The organism is Streptomyces avicenniae (assembly GCF_000719135.1).
GTDB classification, from domain to species: domain Bacteria; phylum Actinomycetota; class Actinomycetes; order Streptomycetales; family Streptomycetaceae; genus Streptomyces; species Streptomyces avicenniae.
This window is the reverse complement of sequence record NZ_JOEK01000003.1, coordinates 141,776-159,714: the sequence shown is the minus strand read 5'-3', so window position 1 is coordinate 159,714 and position 17,939 is coordinate 141,776. Positions and strand designations below refer to the sequence as shown.

Sequence of the window (17,939 nt, the reverse complement as noted above, 5' to 3'; positions counted from 1 at the left end):
GGAAAGAGCCGCCCGGATGTCCACCGACTTCGAGTCGCTGACCACGGAAGCACACCGTTCCGACCTGTCCGACATCGACCGCCGCACCACGCTCGACATCGTCCGTCTGATGAACGCCGAGGACGCGCTCGTCCCCGGCGCCGTCGCGCGTCAGCTCCCCCTGATCGCGGCGGCCATCGACGCGGCGGCGGACCGCATGGCCCGCGGCGGCCGGCTGCTGTACCTGGGGGCGGGTACGGCCGGCCGGCTCGGCGTGCTGGACGCCAGCGAGTGTCCGCCGACCTTCAACACCGATCCGGGTGAGGTCGTCGGACTGATCGCGGGCGGCCCGGCCGCCATGTCCGAGGCCGTCGAGGGGGCGGAGGACAGCCCCGCGCTGGCCGCCGCCGACCTCGACGGCCTCGGTCTCGCACCGGAGGACGTCGTCGTGGGCGTCTCGGCGTCGGGCCGCACCCCGTACGCCGTGGGAGCCGTCACGCACGCGCGGGCCCGGGGCGCGCTGACCATCGGCGTGTCCTGCAACGCCGGCTCACCGCTGGCCGCCGCCGCCGAGCACGGCATCGAGGTCGTCGTCGGCCCCGAGCTGATCGCCGGCTCCACCCGGCTGAAGGCGGGCACGGCGCAGAAGCTCGTGCTCAACATGATCTCGACCGTCAGCATGATCCGGCTCGGCAAGACGTACGGGAACCTCATGGTGGACGTCCGCTCGTCCAACGAGAAGCTCCGCGCGCGCTCCCGCCGCATCGTGCAGCTGGCGACCGGCGCGGCCGACGCCGAGATCGAGGCGGCGCTGACCGCGACGGACGGCGAGGTGAAGCACGCGATCCTGACGATCCTCGGCCGCGTGGACGCCGGGACCGCCGACCGGCTGCTCTCCGAGTCCCGCGGCCACCTGCGGGCCGCGCTGAACAGGACAGGACGTGCCTGACGCGCCCGGCGTGCCCGCCGTCCTCGCCGCCGCCGGGCTCTCCCCCGGCGACGTGGCCGCCCACGAGCCGCTGACCGGCGGCACCTACAACGGCGTCCACCGCGTCCTGCTGACCGACGGCACCCGCCTCGTCCTCAAGATCCCGCCCGGGCCCGGCACCCCCGCGATGACGTACGAGCGCGGACTCCTCACCGGCGAGGCCGTGTTCTTCCACGAGACGGCCGCCCACGCCGCCGCCCCCGTGCCCCGCGTCGTCACGGCGGGCGAGGGCTTCCTGCTGATGACCGAGTGCCCCGGCACCCCGTGGTCGGCGGCCGGGGAGAGCCTGACGCCGGGGAGCCGCGCCGCGCTGCGCCGCGAACTGGGCGCCACGGTCGCCAGGTTGCACCGGATCACCGGCCCGCGCTTCGGCTACCCCGGCGGGGCCGTGAAGGCGGCCGACGACTGGCGCGGCACCTTCACCGCCATGCTGGACGCGGCCCTGGCCGACGCCGAACGGTACGGCGCCGACCTGCCCGTCTCCCCCGCCGCGATCCGCGCCACCGCCGCCGCGGCCTCGCCCGCGCTCGACGCGGTAACGGTCCCCGCGCTCGTCCACTTCGACCTGTGGGAGGGCAACGTCCTCCTGCACGAGGGCCGCATCGGCGCGCTGATCGACGGCGAGCGCATGTTCTGGGGCGACCCGCTGGCCGACTTCGCGTCCCTCACGCTGCTGTCCCCGCCCGAGCCGGACGCCGACCTGCTGGCCGGGTACGCGGCGGCGGGCGGCGACGTGGACCTCGACGCCCCCGCCAGGACGCGGATGGCCTTCTACCGCGCCTACCTCTACCTGATCATGCTGGTCGAGGGCATACCCCGCGCCTCCCCGCCCGCGCACCTGGAGTGGGCACGGCGCGAGGTGACGCCGCATCTGCTCGCGGCGCTCGACGTCCTCGCCGCCTGACCGCCCCTGACCGTCACGGCCGCAGCACGTCGGTGGCCCGGTGGTCCGCCGGGACCCCGTCGATGAGGAACACGGGGCCCGCCGTGCCGGACCGCCGCAGCGGCAGGATGCGCCGGTAGGCGTCGGACGCGTACCAGCCCTCGGCCCGCGCCCGGTCGGGGAACCCGATCACGACCAGGTCCCCCGACCACTCGCCCTCCAGCACCTCGGGCCGGTCGCCGTGGACGAGGAAGCGCCCGCCGAACGGCCGCAGCGTCGCGTCGATCCCCTCCAGGTAGCGGACGACCCCGTCGCCAGGGCCCGTGCCGGTCAGCACCGCGACGGCGTAGGCCGCCGCCGGCTCGTCCTCCCCCGCGGACCCGCCCCCGTCGCCGGGGACCTTGTCGAGGAAGCCGAGCACGTCCACGAACCGGCCGTCCGCGTCCAGGGTCAGCACGTCGGAGCCGATCACCAGCGGCTCCTCCCCCGCCGGGCCGAGGCCCCAGCGGAAACGTGCCTGCGCGTGGTGCCCGTCCACGGCGCCGACCAGCGTGAACACCATCCCGGGGAACTGCCGCCGCACGGCCCCGATCGTCGCGCCGATGGCCTCGTGGCCGACCGCCTCAGCGAGCGGATCGACATAGCGGCCCCCGGGGGCCCAGGTCTCCGCCACCAGCGCCAGGCGCCGGGCGTCGTCCGCCTCGTTCCAGAGGGACAGGTACGTCTCTGCGATCTTCGTGTAATCCGTCATGGCAGCGAGTCTCGACCGGGCGGGTAAGCGTCGCAATTACCTCGGAGGTCATGGCACCACCTACGCCTGCCATGGGAGCCTGGCCGCATGAGCGTCGCCACGGAACCGTCCGCCGTCGGCCCCCTGCTGCGCGCGTGGCGCAGGCGCCGCAGGCTCAGCCAGCTCGACCTGTCCCTCGACGCGGGCATCTCCGCGCGGCACCTCAGCTTCCTGGAGACGGGCCGCTCCCGGCCGAGCCGCGCGATGGTGCTGCGGCTCGCCGAGGCGCTGTCCGTCCCGCCGCGCGAGCAGAACGGCCTGCTGGTCGCCGCCGGATTCGCGCCGGTCTACGGGGAACGCTCGCTGGACGACCCCGACCTCGCCCCGTTCAGCGCGGGCATCGACCGCGTCCTGGCCGCGTACGAGCCGTACCCCGCCCTCGTCGTGGACCGGGCGTGGAACATCCTGAACGCCAACGCGGGCGTGGCGCTGCTCACCGAGGGCGTCGCGCCGCACCTGCTGGAGCGGCCCAACGCCCTGCGCCTCGGGCTGCATCCGGACGGCCTGGCCCCGCGCATCCTCAACCTCGGCGAGTGGCGCCACCACATCCTGACCGGCCTGGCCCGCGAGGTGGCGTCGAGCGGCTCGGCCGCCCTGCGCGACCTGCACGACGAGCTGGCCGCCTACCCGGGCGGCACGGCGCACGTCCCCGGCACGCAGGAGGTGGCGGTGACGCTGCGGGTCGCGTCGGACGCCGGGCCGCTGGCGTTCGTGAGCATGGTCACCACCTTCGGCACCGCGCTCGACCTGACCGCTGCCGAGCTGAGCATCGAGGCGTTCCTGCCCGCCGACGCGCACACGGCGGCCGTCCTCGCGGGCGAGGGCTGAGCGCGCGTCCGCGTCAGCCGGTGGGCGGGGCCTGCTGCCAGGTGCCCGGCAGGAGGGCGCGCGCGGCGGCGAGCCCGGCCGCGGTCCTGGCCGCCGCGAGGACGACGCGGGGCCCGGCCGTGCACAGCAGGGTGTCGGCGGCTGCCAGGTGGTACCGGCCGCCGGGGTGGGCGAGCGCGAGGGGGGTGCAGTGCGCCGTGAGCGCGTCCAGCCCGGGGTCGTCGGGGGCGAGGAGCACGTCGTGGTGCGCGTCCGGCCAGTCGGTGAGCCACTGCCACAGCACGATGTCGAGGAACGCGGCGGACAGCCGGTCGAGGTAGGGCCGCCAGCCGTCCTGCTCGCCGCCCTCGACCACCGGCGGATCGTCCTGGCCGAGGTCGGCGACGCGGACGCCCAGCGCGGAGTTCTCCTCCGGATGGAAGACGAGGACCCCCGCGTCGTCGCCCGCGCCGACGCCGTCGTGCACACGCAGCAGGTTGGGCGGCACGAGCAGGGCGGCCAGCTCGCCCGTCAGGTCCTCACGAGCGCCGAGCAGCGCGTACCCCTCGCGCAGCGCGGCGGGCAGCGGCACACCGAGCCGGGCCGACGCGGCGTCCATCACCGGGGCGTCCCATCCGGGGCCACGGTCGGCCGGGAGGACGGGGGCCCACTCGCGCGCGAAGCGGTCGAGGAACGCCCAGGCGGCCGAGCGGTCGCGCAGGGCGGCGGCGACTCCGCCGACAAGATCGAAAGCGTCCGTCACCCGCACAGGCTATGCCGCCCGGCATGCGGCGAGGGCCCGCCCCGGGCGGCACAGGCCGCCCGGAACGGGCCCTCGGAGCGCGGGACGCGCGGAGCGGGACTTCTCAGAAGTCCATGCCCCCGCCCATGCCACCGGCGTCGGCACCGCCACCGGCGGCGGCCTTCTCCGGCTTGTCCGCGATGACGGCCTCGGTGGTGAGGAACAGCGCGGCGATGGAGGCGGCGTTCTGGAGCGCGGAGCGCGTGACCTTGGCCGGGTCGATGATGCCCTCGGCCAGCAGGTCCACGTACTCGCCGGTCGCGGCGTTGAGGCCGTGGCCCGGGGTCAGGTTGCGCACCTTCTCGACGACGACGCCGCCCTCGAGACCGGCGTTGACGGCGATCTGCTTCAGCGGGGCCTCCAGGGCCAGCTTCACAGCGGCGGCACCGGTGGCCTCGTCACCCGTCAGGTCCAGCTTCTCGAAGACCGAGGCGGCCTGGAGCAGGGCCACGCCACCACCGGCGACGATGCCCTCCTCGACGGCGGCCTTGGCGTTGCGCACCGCGTCCTCGATGCGGTGCTTGCGCTCCTTCAGCTCGACCTCGGTCGCGGCACCGGCCTTGATGACGGCCACGCCGCCGGCCAGCTTCGCGAGGCGCTCCTGGAGCTTCTCGCGGTCGTAGTCCGAGTCGGAGTTCTCGATCTCGGCGCGGATCTGGTTGACCCGGCCCTGGACCTGGTCGCTCTCGCCCGCACCATCGACGATGGTGGTCTCGTCCTTGGTGATGACGACCTTGCGCGCGCGGCCCAGCAGGTCGAGGGTCGCGTTCTCCAGCTTGAGACCGACCTCCTCGGAGATGACCTGGCCACCGGTGAGGATGGCGATGTCACCGAGCATGGCCTTGCGGCGGTCGCCGAAGCCGGGGGCCTTCACCGCGACGGACCTGAAGGTGCCGCGGATCTTGTTCACGACCAGCGTGGACAGGGCCTCGCCCTCGACGTCCTCGGCGATGATCAGCAGCGGCTTGCCGGACTGCATGACCTTCTCCAGCAGCGGAAGGAGGTCCTTCACGTTGCTGATCTTGGAGTTCACGATGAGGATGTAGGGGTCCTCAAGCTCGGCCTCCATGCGCTCCATGTCGGTCGCGAAGTACGCCGAGATGTAGCCCTTGTCGAAGCGCATGCCCTCGGTGAGCTCCAGCTCAAGCCCGAAGGTCTGCGACTCCTCGACAGTGATGACGCCTTCCTTGCCGACCTTGTCCATCGCCTCGGCGATCAGCTCGCCGATCTGCGTGTCACCGGCGGAGATGGAGGCGGTGGAGGCGATCTGCTCCTTGGTCTCGACCTCCTTGGCCTGGCCGAGCAGGGCCTCGGAGACCTTCTCGACGGCGGCCTCGATGCCCCGCTTCAGGGCCATCGGGTTCGCGCCGGCGGCGACGTTGCGCAGCCCCTCGCGGACGAGCGCCTGGGCCAGTACGGTCGCCGTGGTCGTGCCGTCACCGGCCACGTCGTCCGTCTTCTTGGCAACTTCCTTGACGAGCTCGGCCCCGATCTTCTCGTACGGGTCCTCCAGCTCGATCTCCTTGGCGATCGACACACCGTCGTTGGTGATCGTGGGGGCGCCCCACTTCTTCTCCAGCACGACGTTCCGGCCCTTGGGGCCGAGCGTGACCTTGACGGCGTCGGCGAGCTGGTTCATCCCGCGCTCAAGGCCGCGCCGCGCCTCCTCGTTGAACGCGATGATCTTGGCCATGTGAAGTGGTCCTCCCAGAACAGGGGTGGATTGCGCCGGACCGCGCTGGCGCCCGCGACGGACGGCCCCCGGCCCTGCGGTTCCCTGCCCCGCCTGGCACCCGGACCTCACCGAACCGGTCCTTGCTGTCACTCTCACCTCTAGAGTGCTAACCCCATGATTAGCACTCTCCCCCGGTGAGTGCAAACCCCTGGGGGGTGACACGCGCCAGGGCCCGCACCCCGTCCGGGGTGCGGGCCCTGGTCATAGCGGTCGCGGTGCGGTCGGCGGTTCAGGCGGTCACCCGGACCATGTCTGCCTGCGGACCCTTCTGACCCTGCGAGATCTCGAACTCGACCCGCTGTCCTTCTTCCAGGGTGCGGTAGCCGTCCATCTGGATCGCGCTGTAGTGGACGAACACGTCCGCACCACCGTCTACCGCGATGAAGCCGTAGCCCTTCTCCGCGTTGAACCACTTGACGGTGCCCTGAGCCATTTCCTAACTCCCCATTTTGCCGGCCCATTCTCGAGCACCGCACTCCGCGGGCCCGGGTCAGACCTGTCAGACCCCACCCCCGGCCGTGTGGGGGTGTGCGCCGGAACGCGTGACCGCCGCTGAATGTATCTGCACGGACGCCCAGCGCAACAGGCCATTCGAAGGAGAATTATTGAGGCCGCGATCCGGGCAAACACCGCACCACGCTTGATAGTTGGACCATTCACTCCGGACCGAAAGTGCCAACCCGACAATTGGTGCACCATTTTTCGGCACAAGATTTGCGTGATGTGTCGCGAATTCATATGCACCCGGCACAGGCCGCGGTGGGGGCGCTCGTCACTTTAGCGTTCCCGCTGCACGCGACCGCCCCGGAACCTGTGGTTCCGGGGCGGAGGGGTCGATATGACGGTGCGCTTTTCAGCCAAGCAGCACCGGAGGGGCCGTCAGCAGCCGCCCGCGACGGCCGGGATGATCGAGACGCCCGCGCCGTCCGGCGTCGGCGTGGCGAGCCCCTCGGCGAACCGGACGTCGTCGTCGTTCACGTAGACGTTCACGAAACGCCGCAGCTTCCCCTGGTCGTCCAGCACCCGCGCGGCGATGCCCTGGTGGTTGCGGTCGAGGTCGGTCAGGACCTCCTGGAGGGTGCCGCCCTCGGCGGCCACCTCGGACCGGCCGCCGGTGTAGGTGCGGAGGATCGTCGGGATACGGACGGTGACGCTCATGCCAGCCCAGCCTCTCGGAAGGCGTCCAGGTTCGGACGGATGGTCGCGGTAGGACCGGTGGTCGGGGCCACCGCGTCCAGGGTCTTCAGGCCGTCGCCCGTGTTCACGACGACGGTGGTCAGCGTGGGGTCGAGCGTGCCCGCCTCGATGAGCTTGCGGGTCACACCGAGCGTCACGCCGCCCGCCGTCTCGGTGAAGATGCCCTCGGTCCTGGCCAGCAGCTTGATGGCGTCCACGATCTCCGCGTCCGTGACGTCCTCGACCGCGCCGCCCGTCCGGCGCGCGATGTCCAGGACGTAGGGGCCGTCCGCCGGGTTGCCGATGGCCAGGGACTTGGCGATGGTGTCGGGCCGCACCGGGCGGACCACGTCGTGCCCCTCGCGCCAGGCGCGGGAGACCGGCGAGCAGCCCTCGGCCTGGGCGCCGAAGATCCGGTAGGGACGGTCCTCGACGAGGCCCGTCTCGATCAGCTCCTTGAACCCCTTGTCGATCTTCGTGAGCTGGGAGCCCGAGGCGATGGGGATCACGATCTGGTCGGGCAGCCGCCAGCCGAGCTGCTCGCAGATCTCGTACGCCAGGGTCTTGGAGCCCTCGGCGTAGTACGGCCGCAGGTTGACGTTGACGAAACCCCAGCCCTCGCCGATCGGGTCGCCGATCAATTCGCTGCAGAAACGATTCACGTCGTCGTAGGTGCCCTCGATGGCCACGACGTCGCCGCCGTAGACCGCCGCCATGATGACCTTGCCCTGCTCCAGGTCGTGCGGGATGAACACGCAGGACCGCAGCCCGGCGCGGGCGGCGGCGGCGCCGATGGCACCCGCCAGGTTGCCGGTGGAGGAGCAGGAGAGGGTGGTGAAGCCGAAGGCGCGCGCGGCCTCGACGGCGTTCGCGACGACGCGGTCCTTGAAGGAGTGCGTCGGGTTGCCCGAGTCGTCCTTGACGTGGAGGCCGCCGGTCACGCCCAGCTCGGCGGCGAGCCGGTCCGCCTTCACCAGCTGGGTGAAGCCGGGGGCGAGGTTCGGCTTGTCGGCCACGTCGGCGGGCACGGGCAGCAGCGGGGCGTAACGCCAGATGCTCTTCGGCCCGGCCTCGATCCGGCGGCGCAGGCCCTCGGGGTCCCCCGTGGGGAGGTCGTAGGCGATCTCCAGGGGGCCGAAACAGGACGTACAGGCGAAGCTGGGACTGAGCGGGAACCGCTCGCCGCACTCGCGGCAGGAAAGGGCCACGGCGGGACCGAGATCGACGGTGACGGCGGGTGACTGGTCGGCTGTGGTCAGCGCGGACATGAGTCTGGAAGCCCTTCTCCTCATCTTCCCCGGGCGTCTTTCGCCTCAGGACGGAATTGGCACCTTCCCCACCGGGCTCCCCGTGCACTGACACGGAACCGGCGGAAGGGTTGCCGGGGCTTCAACGGGCCGTTCCCTCTGCCCCTCTGGATGAGCGGTATGCGATTGTCTGCGCCGTGACCTGATATCCGGAGGACACCTGCGCTGTTCGAGATCGTAACGGACGACCCCGACAATGGCTCGGGCCGTCCGGTCCGCGAGACACAGGGCAAAATCAGGTGGCCGAGCGGGTTGGGGCACCCCAGGAAGGGGCAGATACGGCCATACGGAGTAAAAGTGGCCGAACGCGAACAGGAGCGACATTCGTGCTGGTAGAGGCAGAGGAATGGCTGAACCGCCGATCCTGGACCGCCGCTGACCGCCCGCTGCCGCAGCTGTTGCACGCGAAGCGGACAGCAGGCGCGGCAGGGAGCATCAGCGTGGTCCTCCCCGCGTTGAACGAGGAGGAGACCGTCGGTGCCATCGTGGAAGCGCTCAGGCGCGACCTCATGGAGGACGTGCCACTGATCGACGAGCTGCTCGTGGTGGACTCCGGGTCCACCGACCGCACCTCCGAGGTCGCGGCGGCGGCGGGCGCGAAGGTCGTCCACCGCGACGAGATCCTGCCGCGTATGCCCACCGTGCCGGGCAAGGGCGAGGTGCTCTGGCGCTCGCTGCTCGCGGCGAGCGGCGAGATCATCGCCTTCGTGGACGCCGATCTGCGGGACTTCGACTCCCGCTTCGTCTCCGGCATCCTCGGCCCGCTGCTCACCGAGCCCGACGTGCAGCTGGTCAAGGCGATGTACGACCGCCCGCTCGGCGACAAGCCGGGCGGCGCCCACCAGGGCGGTCGTGTCACCGAGCTGGTCGCCCGCCCGCTGCTGAACCTGCACTGGCCGCAGCTGGCCGGTGTGGTGCAGCCGCTCGGCGGGGAGTACGCGGCCCGCAGGTCGCTGCTCGAACAGCTGCCGTTCCCCGTCGGGTACGGCGTCGAGCTGGGCATCCTGATCGACACGCTGCACGTGGCGGGCCTCGACGCGGTCGGCCAGGTGGACGTCGGCGTGCGCAAGCACCGCCACCAGGACGGGCAGGCGCTCGGCCGCATGGCCACCGCCATCATGCGGACGGCGCAGAGCAGGCTGCCCGGCACGGTCCTGCCGCGGCGGGTGGGGCTCACCCAGTTCGAGCGGACGGACGCGGGCTCCTTCAGCCCGCGGACGCACCCGATCGACGCGGACGAGCGCCCCCCGATGTGCGGCGTCCCCGAGTACACGGCACGGCAGGCGGCCTAGCCCAAGGGCCCCCTGAGACGTCGGCGCGCGGGCGGTGTGACGGTGAACACGTTTCACCGGCCGCGCGGTCGGACAGCCTCCGCCACGGGGGCCGCGGCTCCCCCGGCGCCCCGTCCGTCACCGCACGTCACGTCACCGCACGTCCGTCACGAAACGATCCCCCACGGGACAGTCCCCCGCCGCCCGCCCCACAGGGAGACCCGATGACCACCGAGCAGGTCCTCGTCGCATCGAACCGTGGCCCGGTGAGCTACACCCTGGCCGAGGACGGCTCGCTCACCGCGCGGCGCGGCGGCGGCGGCCTCGTCTCCGGCCTCAGCGCCCTCGGCCCCGAGGCGGGCACCTGGGTCTGCGCGGCCCTCGGCGACGGCGACCGCGCCGCGGCCTCCCGGTACGGCGGACGCCCCCCGGCCGAGGACACGGGCGGCCAGGCCGTACGGATGCTGGACATCCCGGCCGACACCTTCGACGCCGCGTACAACGGCGTAGCCAACTCCGTCCTGTGGTTCATCCATCACCTGCTGTACCAGACCCCGCTCGAACCGGTCTTCGACACGGCGTTCGAGCGGCAGTGGGCCGGTTTCGAGACGTACGGCGCCGCCTTCGCCGACGCGCTCGCCGCCGACGCCGAGCCGGGCGCTGCCGTGCTCGTGCAGGACTACCACCTCTCGCTCGTCCCGGGGCTGCTGCGCGAGCGGCGCCCCGACCTGCGGATCGGGCACTTCTCGCACACGCCGTGGGCCCCGCCCGACCTCTTCAGGCTGCTGCCGGACGCGATCGGGCGGCAGGTGCTGCTCGGCATCCTGGGCGCCGACCGCGCCGCGTTCCTGACGCGGCGCTGGGCCGACGCGTTCGCCGCGTGCTGCGCCGACCTCCTCGGCGCGACGATCGGCGACGGCACGGTGACGTACGGCGGCCGGACGACGCTGCTGGGCGTGCACGGGCTCGGCGCCGACGCGGACTTCCTGCGGGAGCGCGCGTTCCGCCCCGACGTGGACGAACGCCTCGCGGCGCTGCGCGAGCAGGTCGGCGACCGGCGCACGGTCGTGCGCGTGGACCGCACCGAGCTGTCCAAGAACATCGTGCGCGGCCTGCTGGCGTTCCGGCGGCTGCTCACCGACCGGCCCGAGTGGCGCGGGAAGGTGACGCACGTGGCGTTCGCCTACCCGTCGCGGCAGGACCTCGCGCTGTACCGCGCCTACACGGTGGAGGTCTCGCGGGTCGCCGAGGAGATCAACGCGGAGTTCGGCGCGGGCGACTGGACGCCGGTCGTCCTGCACGTGAAGGACGACTTCGCGCGGTCGCTGGCCGCCTACCGCATGGCGGACGTCGCGCTGGTGAACCCGATCCGCGACGGCATGAACCTCGTGGCCAAGGAGGTGCCGGTCGTCTCCGAGCGGGGCGTCGCGCTCGTCCTGTCCCGCGAGGCGGGCGCGGCGGCCGACCTCGGCGAGGACGCGCTGCTCGTCAACCCTTACGACATCGCGGGGACGGCCGACGCGCTGCACGCCGCGCTGACGATGGCGCCCGACGAGCGCGACGCCAGGACGAAGCGGCTCGCGGAGGCGGCGACGGCGCTGCCGCCGTCCGCCTGGTTCCTCGACCAGCTGACGGCGCTGCGGGCGCTCTAACGCGCACCGCACAGCGCCCGGTCGGTCAGGCGGCGGGCCGCCGCGTTCCTCGCCTCCTGGGCCTGCTGGTCGGCGAAGCTCAGCGTGTAGATCCCGGCCGCCACCGCCGCGCGGCCGTCGTCCGTGACGGCGCCCTCCGACGCGGTGCCGAACGACGTCCCGCCGTGGAACCAGAGCCCGTCGGGGCAGCCGCGGGCCGGGCGCCAGGCGATGCCGAGCCCGTAGCGGGTGCCGGGTACGGCCGAGAAGCCGGGGGCGGGGACGGTGCGCCGCAGCTCGGCCAGCTCGCCGGGGCCGAGCAGCGTGCCGTCCATGAGGGCGCGGTGGAAGGCGGTCATGTCCTCGGCGGTGCTGATGACGCCGCCGTCCGCGCCGCCGTCCACCATCAGCGTCGTGTCGATCAGCTCGTCGTGGCCGGGGAACTGGAGGTACGCGGTGGCGGTGGGCTCCGGCACGTACGCGGAGGTGCCGGGTGTGAGGGTGTGGCGCAGGCCGAGCGGTCCGATGATCCGCTCGTGGATCTCCTGGGCCCAGGGGTTGCCGGTGGCCTCCTCGATGATCATCCCGGCGAGCACGTAGTTGGTGTTCGAGTACGCCCACCGCGTCTGGCCCGGGGTGGGGAGCCAGCCGGGGGCGCGGCTCATGGCGAGGGCGACCTGTTCGCGGGGCGTGAGGCCGCGGAAGCGGTCGGCGAGGTATGCCTCGGGGGTGAGGTCTTCGGGGTCGGCGTAGAGGACGTCGGTGTAGTTCGTGATGCCGCTGGTGTGCTGGAGCAGGTCGCGCACGGTGACGCGGCTGCCGTCGTTGCCGTTGCCGGTGACGACACCGGGCAGCCATCGCTCCACCGTGTCGCCCAGGGAGAGGCGTCCCTCGCCGACGAGTTGGAGGACCACGGCGGCGGTGAACGTCTTCGCGTCGCTGCCGACGCGGTAGTAGGAGTCGTACGCGAGCGGCTGCGGGTCGTCGAGATCGGTGACGCCCGCGCGGGCGCGCTGCACGCGCCCGGCGGCGTCGCTCGTCGCCGAGACCACGGCGGTGGCGCCCGTGTCCCGCAGCGCCCTGGTGTCCCGTTCGAGCCCGGTGTGGCCGCGCCCTTCGGCGGCGCCGGTGTCGGCGCCGCCGATGAGGGTGGCGGCTCCGATGGCGAGGGCCGCCGTCCCGGCGAGCCCTGCGCGGGCCCAGGCGGTCCTGCGTGTGCTGTCGTGTCGTCGTCCGGTCATGCCGCAGACGCTACGGAGCGTGGCGACGGTGATCCATCCCGCTGCCCCGAGGCCCGGTGGTGGGGCTTTCCTTACCCGAGGCGTTCGGAGAGCGCGGTGAGGAACGCGGCCACGCCCGCCGGGCCGTCCACCTCCAGGTCGGTGACGGTCGCGAGCCGCGCCACCTCGTGGCTGCCGCTGCACACGCGCAGGCCCGGGATGCCGACGGCGCGCAGGCGTGCGACGGCCTCGAAGGCGGGCATGTCCCCGAGGTCGTCCCCGGCGTAGAGCACGGATTCGGCGCCCGCCGTGCGGGCCAGCTCGGTCAGCGCGGCGCCCTTGTCCATGCCGGGCGGGCGCAGTTCGAGGACCATGCGGCCCGGTTCGAGGGCGAGCCCGTGCTCCTCGGCGAGGCGGGCGAGGGGGTCCTTCAGCGTGGCGAACGCGCCCTCGGGGTCGGGGGCGCGGCGTGTGTGGACGGCGAGCGCGATGCCCTTGTCCTCGACGTACGCGCCGGTGCGCTCGGCCCAGGACGTCAGCTCGTCGCGGACGGCGTCGATGCCGGGCGGGGGCGGGGGGGTGTGGAGTTCGCCGGTGGCGGCGTCCCAGCGTTCCGCGCCGTAGGCGCCCAGGACGGTGAGCCCGGCGAGTTCCGGATGGCCGTCGAAGCCGCCGAGGCGGACGGCGACGTCGGCGGGGCGTCCCGTGACGATGGCGACGAGCGCGACGCGCGGGGCGATCCTGGCGAGGGCGGGCACGGCGTCCGGGTGGGCGCGGGCCTGCGTGGGGTCGGGCACGATCGGCGCGAGGGTGCCGTCGAAGTCGAAGGCGAGGAGGGCGCGCTCGGGGCGGTCGAGCAGCGCGGCGAGCCCGGCGCGTCCCTCGGCGGTGGCGGGTTCGGGGAGGTTGCCCATGTACATGACTGTAGCCGTGGGGTCACCGGCGGGCACGGCGGGCGTCCCGCAGGCGGCGCAGCCGGTTGACGGTCACCGGGTCGTGGGCGAGGGCGCGGGGGTCGTCCAGCAGGGCGTTGAGGAGTTGGTAGTAGCGGGTGGGGGTGAGATCCAGCCGTTCACGGATGGCGCGTTCCTTGGGTCCCGGGCCGCGCCAGCCGCGCCGTTCGACGGCGAGGACGGCGCGTTCCCTGTCGGTCAGCTCCCCGGGCCGCCCGGCCTGCCCGCCCTCCTCCGCTTCGTCCGCTTCCTCCTCGCCCATCCCGCCAGTCTAGGCCGGGGCACCGACAGGGCGGCCGGGGGCGGCTCGCCGGGGTGAGCGTGCGCGGCGGGGAGTGTGGACGCGCGCGGGCCGGGCAGTGCTCCCTCACGCCGAAACGCCCGAGCCGCCCGAGGAGACCGCCGTATGACCGAACGTTCCTTCACCGCCGACGAGATCGCCGCGCAGCCCGACTGCTGGCGGCGTGCCGCCCGGGACGCGCGGGCGGCCGTGGACGGCGGCTTCGGCCCGGCGGCGCTGCCGCGCGCGGGGGAACGGATCGCCGTGACCGGCTGCGGCACGTCCTGGTTCATGGCGCAGGCGTACGCGGCCCTGCGCGAGGCGGCGGGGCAGGGCGAGACGGACGCGTTCGCCGCCTCCGCGTTCCCCGTGCACCGGCGCTACGACCGCGTGGTCGCGCTCACCCGCTCGGGGACGACGACCGAGGTCCTCGCGCTGCTGGCGCGGCTGCGCGACACCCACCCGAGCACCCCGTTGCTGGCCCTGACCGCCGACCCCACCTCGCCCGTGCTCCGCGCGGCGCCGCACGTGGCCGTGCTGGACTACGCGGACGAACGGTCCGTGGTGCAGACCCGGTTCGCGACGAGCGCCCTCGCCTTCCTGCGGGCCGCGCTGGAGACGGGCGGGCCGCTGCCCGAGGGCGTGGCGACCGTGGAGCGTGCCGCCGCCGACGCCGCCACGGCCCTCGCCGTCCCGCTGCCCGAGGGGCTGACGGCGGCGGAGCAGTGGACGTTCCTCGGCTCGGGCTGGGCGTACGGGCTGGCCTGCGAGGCAGCGCTCAAGCTGCGGGAGGCGGCGGGCGCGTGGACGGAGAGCCATCCCACGATGGAGTACCGGCACGGCCCGGTGGCGATCGCGGCGCCGGGCCGCGCCGTGTGGCTGCTCGACGGCCCGGCGGGCGGGCTCGCCGCCGAGGTGGCCGCCACGGGCGCGCACGTGGAGACCGGCGTCCTCGACCCGATGGCGGAACTGGTACGCGCCCAGCGCCTCGCCGTCGCCGTGGCGCGGGCGCGGGGGCTCGACCCCGACCGGCCGCGGAACCTGACGCGCTCGGTGATCCTCCCGTGACGCCGCGGCCCGCCGCGTCATCCGGCGTCTCATTATCCCGTAGTGGACTAGACCTCTTCCCCCGTCTCGGGCGAAACTTGCGCGTGTGACTCTCCAGGAGAACTACGTGGTCGCCCTCGACGTGGGCGGCACCACGGTCAAGGCCGCGCTGTACGGCCCCGGGCACCGGCCGCTGTACGAGACCCGCAGACCGACCGGCGGCCCGGACGGGGCCGTGGAGACCGTCCTCGGCCTGGCCGCCGAGCTGTACGCCACGGGCACGGCCCGCTTCGGCCGCCCGCCCGAGGCCGCGGGCGTGTGCGTGCCCGGGATCGTGGACGCCCCCGCGGGCGTCGCGGTCTACTCCGCCAACCTCGGCTGGCGCGACCTGCCGCTGCGCCGCCTGCTGTCCGAGCGTCTGCACGGCATCCCGGTCGCCATCGACCACGACATGCGGACGGCGGGCCTGGCCGAGGCGCGGCTCGGCGCCGCGGTGGGCAGGTCACGCTTCCTGTTCGTCGCCCTCGGCACCGGCATCGCGGGGGCCATCGGCATCGACGGCGTGATCGAGCCGGGCGCCAACGGCGGGGCGGGCGAGATCGGCCACGTCGTGGTCCGCCCCGGCGGCGCCGAGTGCGGCTGCGGCCTGTACGGCTGTCTGGAGACGGTCGCCTCCGCCGTCGCGGTCGGCCGCGCCTGGGCCACCGCGTCGGGCGACCCCGAGGCCACGGCCGCCGACGCCGCCCGCGCCGTCGCCGCCGGTGACCCGCGCGCCCTCGCCGTCTGGCAGGCGTCCGTGGACGCGCTCGCGGACGGCCTGCTCATCGCGGTGCGGCTCCTCGACCCGGGCACCGTCGTCGTCGGCGGCGGGCTCGGCGAGTCGGGCGAACTGCTCCTCGGGCCGCTGCGCGAGGCGCTGGCCTCCCGGGTCACCTTCCAGCAGATGCCCGACATCCTTCCGGCGGCGCTCGGCGACGCCGCCGGCTGCCTGGGCGCGGGCCTGCTCGCCCTGGACGCGCGCCCGCTCCCCACATCCACGGAGGTCCCCCAGCCATGACGAGCCCCAGCCGTACCGTGCTCACCGGAGCACAGGTCGTCCGTCCCTCCGGCGTCGTGCCGGACGGACGGGTCACCGTCGAGGGCACCCGCTTCGCCGCCGGGGTGCGTGACGAGGCGGACAGCACCGAGGTCGTCGCCCTGCCCGGCCACTGGATCGTGCCCGGCTTCGTGGACCAGCACGTGCACGGCGGCGGCGGGGCCTCGTTCTCCGCCGGAACCGCCGACGAGGCCCTGCGCGTCATCGCGGCGCACCGCGTGCACGGCACGACGACGCTCGTCGCCTCGACCGTCACCGGCGAGCTCGGCGACCTGGCGGCCCAGGCGGGCGCGCTGTCCGAGCTCGTCGAGCAGGGCGAGCTGGCCGGGCTGCACTTCGAGGGCCCGTTCATCTCCCCCCACCGCCGCGGCGCGCACGACCCGACGCTCCTGCGCGACCCCGCCCCCGCCGACATCCGCAAGCTCCTCGACGCGGCGCGCGGCACCGCCCGTATGGTCACGCTCGCGCCGGAACTGCCGGGCGGCACGGAGTCGGTGCGCATGCTGCGCGACAGCGGCGTCGTCGCGGCCGTCGGCCACACGGAGGCGACGTACGAGCAGGTGCGCGACGCCGTCGAGGCGGGCGCCACCGTCGCCACGCACCTGTTCAACGCGATGCCCGTCCTCGGCCACCGCGCGCCCGGCCCGGTCGCGGCGCTGCTGGAGGACGAGCGCGTCACCGTCGAGCTGGTCAACGACGGGACGCACCTGCACCCGTCCGTCGTCGGCCTCGCCTTCCGCACGGCGGGCCCCGACCGCGTCGCGCTGATCACCGACGCGATGGGCGCGGCCGGGATGGGCGACGGCTCCTACCCGCTCGGGCCGCTGACCGTCGAGGTGCGCGACGGCGTGGCCCGGCTCAGCGAGGGCGGGGCCATCGCCGGTTCGACGCTGACGCTGGACGACGCGTTCCGCCGCTCGGTGCTCGTGAACGGCCTGCCGGTGGCCGACGTGTCGCGGGCGCTGAGCGGCACCCCGGCGCGGCTCCTCGGGGTCGCCGACCGGGTCGGGTCCATCGAGGAGGGCAAGGACGCGGACCTCGTCGTGCTGGCGGACGGCACGTTCGACGTCGTCGGCGTCATGCGGCGCGGGGAGTGGGTGGTCCGGCCGTGACGCTGGTGTCCCCCGGCCGGTTACTCGACGCCGCCCGCGCGGGCGGACGCGCGCTGCCCGCGTTCAACGTGATCACGCTGGAGCACGCCGAGGCGGTCGTCGAGGCCGCCGAGGCGGCGGGCGCGCCGCTGCTGCTCCAGGTGTCGCAGAACGCGGTCGCGCACCGCGGCGGCCGTCTCGCGCCGCTGGCCGCCGCGCTGGCGGCCCTGGCGCGCGGGACGGCGGTGCCGCTCGGCCTGCACCTGGACCATGTGACGGACGGCGCGCTGTTACGTGAGGCGCCCGGCGCGGGCTTCGGCTCGGTGATGTTCGACGGGTCGCGGCTGCCGTACGCGGCGAACGTCGCCGCTACGGCGGAGGCCGTCGCGTTCGGGCACGCGCACGGGCTGCTGGTCGAGTCGGAGCTGGGCCGCGTCGGCGGCAAGCCGGGGGACGCGCACCTGCCGGGCGTGCGCACCGATCCGGGCGAGGCCGCGTCGTTCGTGCGCGCCACGGGCGTGGACGCGCTGGCGGTGGCGGTGGGCAGCGCGCATGCGATGACGGCGCGGACCGCCGTGCTCGACCACCGGCTGATCGCGCGGCTGCGCGCGGCGGCCGGGGTGCCGCTGGTGCTGCACGGCTCCTCCGGCGTGCCGGACGAGGAACTGCGGCGCGCGGTGGCGGCCGGGATGACGAAGATCAACGTCGGGACGGCGCTGAACGCGGCCCTCACCGGGGCGGTCCGCGCCCGCCTGGCCGCCGCGCCACGGGACCGGGTGGACCCGCGTCCGTGGCTGGCGGCGGGCCGCGCCGCGATGCGCGAGGCGGCGGAACACCTGCTGGGCGTCCTGGCGACGGTCAGGACGGACGACCGGGCCTAGGC

At 74.0% G+C, this 17,939-nt stretch carries 18 protein-coding genes and 1 riboswitch; of the genes, 9 read left to right on the top strand and 9 right to left on the bottom strand.

Features of this window, described 5'->3' with window-relative positions; translation table 11 throughout:
- Positions 1–16: 16 nt before the first annotated feature.
- Both murQ and IF27_RS07505 read left to right on the top strand, forming a co-directional pair.
- Positions 17–928, top strand: a complete 912-nt coding sequence (gene murQ, locus IF27_RS07510) for an N-acetylmuramic acid 6-phosphate etherase (protein WP_052848606.1) — start codon at positions 17–19, stop codon at positions 926–928.
- A complete protein-coding gene (locus tag IF27_RS07505) occupies positions 921–1,871 on the top strand; it encodes a phosphotransferase family protein (protein WP_052848605.1) in 951 nt (316 codons plus the stop codon). The genes murQ and IF27_RS07505 overlap by 8 nt, the downstream gene beginning before the upstream one ends.
- 13 nt (positions 1,872–1,884) lie before the next feature.
- On the opposite strand, the gene IF27_RS31935 is transcribed toward IF27_RS07505, so the two are convergent.
- The gene (locus IF27_RS31935; protein ID WP_338058196.1) at positions 1,885–2,601 is read right to left on the bottom strand and encodes a DUF1330 domain-containing protein; all 717 of its coding nucleotides are present in this window, start codon (positions 2,599–2,601) and stop codon (positions 1,885–1,887) included.
- Positions 2,602–2,688: 87 nt separating this feature from the next.
- Between IF27_RS31935 and IF27_RS07495 the strand changes: the two genes are divergently transcribed.
- On the top strand, positions 2,689–3,468 hold the full coding sequence (locus IF27_RS07495) for a helix-turn-helix domain-containing protein (protein ID WP_052848604.1): 780 nt from the start codon (positions 2,689–2,691) through the stop codon (positions 3,466–3,468).
- A 13-nt stretch (positions 3,469–3,481) separates the two neighbouring features.
- Here the strand turns inward: IF27_RS07495 and IF27_RS07490 are convergent, their stop codons facing one another.
- The 5 genes from IF27_RS07490 to thrC form a co-directional block, all read right to left on the bottom strand.
- The gene (locus IF27_RS07490) at positions 3,482–4,210 is read right to left on the bottom strand and encodes an SMI1/KNR4 family protein (protein WP_052848603.1); all 729 of its coding nucleotides are present in this window, start codon (positions 4,208–4,210) and stop codon (positions 3,482–3,484) included.
- A gap of 103 nt (positions 4,211–4,313) precedes the next feature.
- Entirely contained in the window at positions 4,314–5,942 is a 1,629-nt protein-coding gene (gene groL, locus IF27_RS07485) for a chaperonin GroEL (protein WP_052848602.1), read from the bottom strand.
- 271 nt (positions 5,943–6,213) lie between these two features.
- Positions 6,214–6,417: a cold-shock protein gene (locus IF27_RS07480; RefSeq protein WP_004986573.1), complete on the bottom strand. Its 204-nt coding sequence runs from the start codon at positions 6,415–6,417 to the stop codon at positions 6,214–6,216.
- A 446-nt stretch (positions 6,418–6,863) separates the two neighbouring features.
- A complete protein-coding gene (locus IF27_RS07475; protein WP_052848601.1) occupies positions 6,864–7,142 on the bottom strand; it encodes a MoaD/ThiS family protein in 279 nt (92 codons plus the stop codon).
- Positions 7,139–8,428, bottom strand: a complete 1,290-nt coding sequence (gene thrC / locus IF27_RS07470; protein WP_052848600.1) for a threonine synthase — start codon at positions 8,426–8,428, stop codon at positions 7,139–7,141. Before thrC ends, IF27_RS07475 begins: the two co-directional genes overlap by 4 nt.
- A 17-nt stretch (positions 8,429–8,445) precedes the next feature.
- A riboswitch (SAM riboswitch) is annotated at positions 8,446–8,585 on the bottom strand.
- Between the two features lie 208 nt (positions 8,586–8,793).
- Between thrC and IF27_RS07465 the strand changes: the two genes are divergently transcribed.
- Entirely contained in the window at positions 8,794–9,759 is a 966-nt protein-coding gene (locus tag IF27_RS07465; RefSeq protein ID WP_052848599.1) for a glucosyl-3-phosphoglycerate synthase, read from the top strand.
- Between the two features lie 203 nt (positions 9,760–9,962).
- On the top strand, positions 9,963–11,390 hold the full coding sequence (locus IF27_RS07460) for an alpha,alpha-trehalose-phosphate synthase (UDP-forming) (protein ID WP_052848598.1): 1,428 nt from the start codon (positions 9,963–9,965) through the stop codon (positions 11,388–11,390).
- Here the strand turns inward: IF27_RS07460 and IF27_RS07455 are convergent.
- From IF27_RS07455 to IF27_RS07445, 3 genes are all read right to left on the bottom strand, one after another.
- The gene (locus tag IF27_RS07455) at positions 11,387–12,610 is read right to left on the bottom strand and encodes a serine hydrolase domain-containing protein (protein ID WP_052848597.1); all 1,224 of its coding nucleotides are present in this window, start codon (positions 12,608–12,610) and stop codon (positions 11,387–11,389) included. The two genes, IF27_RS07460 and IF27_RS07455, sit on opposite strands and share 4 nt — an antisense overlap.
- 71 nt (positions 12,611–12,681) lie before the next feature.
- On the bottom strand, positions 12,682–13,509 hold the full coding sequence (otsB, locus tag IF27_RS07450; RefSeq protein ID WP_052848596.1) for a trehalose-phosphatase: 828 nt from the start codon (positions 13,507–13,509) through the stop codon (positions 12,682–12,684).
- Positions 13,510–13,525: 16 nt separating this feature from the next.
- Entirely contained in the window at positions 13,526–13,804 is a 279-nt protein-coding gene (locus tag IF27_RS07445) for a DUF3263 domain-containing protein (protein ID WP_052848595.1), read from the bottom strand.
- Positions 13,805–13,948: 144 nt separating this feature from the next.
- Here IF27_RS07445 and IF27_RS07440 point away from each other — a divergent pair, with 144 nt between their 5' ends.
- The 4 genes from IF27_RS07440 (at position 13,949) to IF27_RS07425 (ending at position 17,937) form a co-directional block, all read left to right on the top strand.
- Positions 13,949–14,890, top strand: a complete 942-nt coding sequence (locus IF27_RS07440; RefSeq protein ID WP_052848594.1) for an SIS domain-containing protein — start codon at positions 13,949–13,951, stop codon at positions 14,888–14,890.
- An 85-nt stretch (positions 14,891–14,975) separates the two neighbouring features.
- Positions 14,976–15,926, top strand: coding sequence for an ROK family protein (locus IF27_RS07435; RefSeq protein WP_052848593.1), 951 nt, complete (start codon positions 14,976–14,978; stop codon positions 15,924–15,926).
- Positions 15,923–17,077, top strand: coding sequence for an N-acetylglucosamine-6-phosphate deacetylase (nagA, locus tag IF27_RS07430; protein ID WP_052848592.1), 1,155 nt, complete (start codon positions 15,923–15,925; stop codon positions 17,075–17,077). Before IF27_RS07435 ends, nagA begins: the two co-directional genes overlap by 4 nt.
- Positions 17,074–17,937, top strand: a complete 864-nt coding sequence (locus IF27_RS07425; protein ID WP_052848591.1) for a class II fructose-bisphosphate aldolase — start codon at positions 17,074–17,076, stop codon at positions 17,935–17,937. The genes nagA and IF27_RS07425 overlap by 4 nt, the downstream gene beginning before the upstream one ends.
- The last annotated feature ends 2 nt before the right edge of the window (positions 17,938–17,939 follow it).

Bases quoted from the DNA above. Each gene is read 5' to 3' on its own strand.
- thrC (WP_052848600.1), bottom strand. From the start codon at position 8,428: ATGTCCGCGCTGACCACAGCCGACCAGTCACCCGCCGTCACCGTCGAT.
- IF27_RS07440 (WP_052848594.1), top strand. From the start codon at position 13,949: ATGACCGAACGTTCCTTCACCGCCGACGAGATCGCCGCGCAGCCCGAC.
- IF27_RS07495 (WP_052848604.1), top strand. From the start codon at position 2,689: ATGAGCGTCGCCACGGAACCGTCCGCCGTCGGCCCCCTGCTGCGCGCG.
- murQ (WP_052848606.1), top strand. From the start codon at position 17: ATGTCCACCGACTTCGAGTCGCTGACCACGGAAGCACACCGTTCCGAC.
- nagA (WP_052848592.1), top strand. From the start codon at position 15,923: ATGACGAGCCCCAGCCGTACCGTGCTCACCGGAGCACAGGTCGTCCGT.
- IF27_RS07480 (WP_004986573.1), bottom strand. From the start codon at position 6,417: ATGGCTCAGGGCACCGTCAAGTGGTTCAACGCGGAGAAGGGCTACGGC.
- IF27_RS07445 (WP_052848595.1), bottom strand. From the start codon at position 13,804: ATGGGCGAGGAGGAAGCGGACGAAGCGGAGGAGGGCGGGCAGGCCGGG.
- otsB (WP_052848596.1), bottom strand. From the start codon at position 13,509: ATGTACATGGGCAACCTCCCCGAACCCGCCACCGCCGAGGGACGCGCC.
- IF27_RS07455 (WP_052848597.1), bottom strand. From the start codon at position 12,610: ATGACCGGACGACGACACGACAGCACACGCAGGACCGCCTGGGCCCGC.
- IF27_RS07475 (WP_052848601.1), bottom strand. From the start codon at position 7,142: ATGAGCGTCACCGTCCGTATCCCGACGATCCTCCGCACCTACACCGGC.
- groL (WP_052848602.1), bottom strand. From the start codon at position 5,942: ATGGCCAAGATCATCGCGTTCAACGAGGAGGCGCGGCGCGGCCTTGAG.
- IF27_RS07460 (WP_052848598.1), top strand. From the start codon at position 9,963: ATGACCACCGAGCAGGTCCTCGTCGCATCGAACCGTGGCCCGGTGAGC.
- IF27_RS31935 (WP_338058196.1), bottom strand. From the start codon at position 2,601: ATGACGGATTACACGAAGATCGCAGAGACGTACCTGTCCCTCTGGAAC.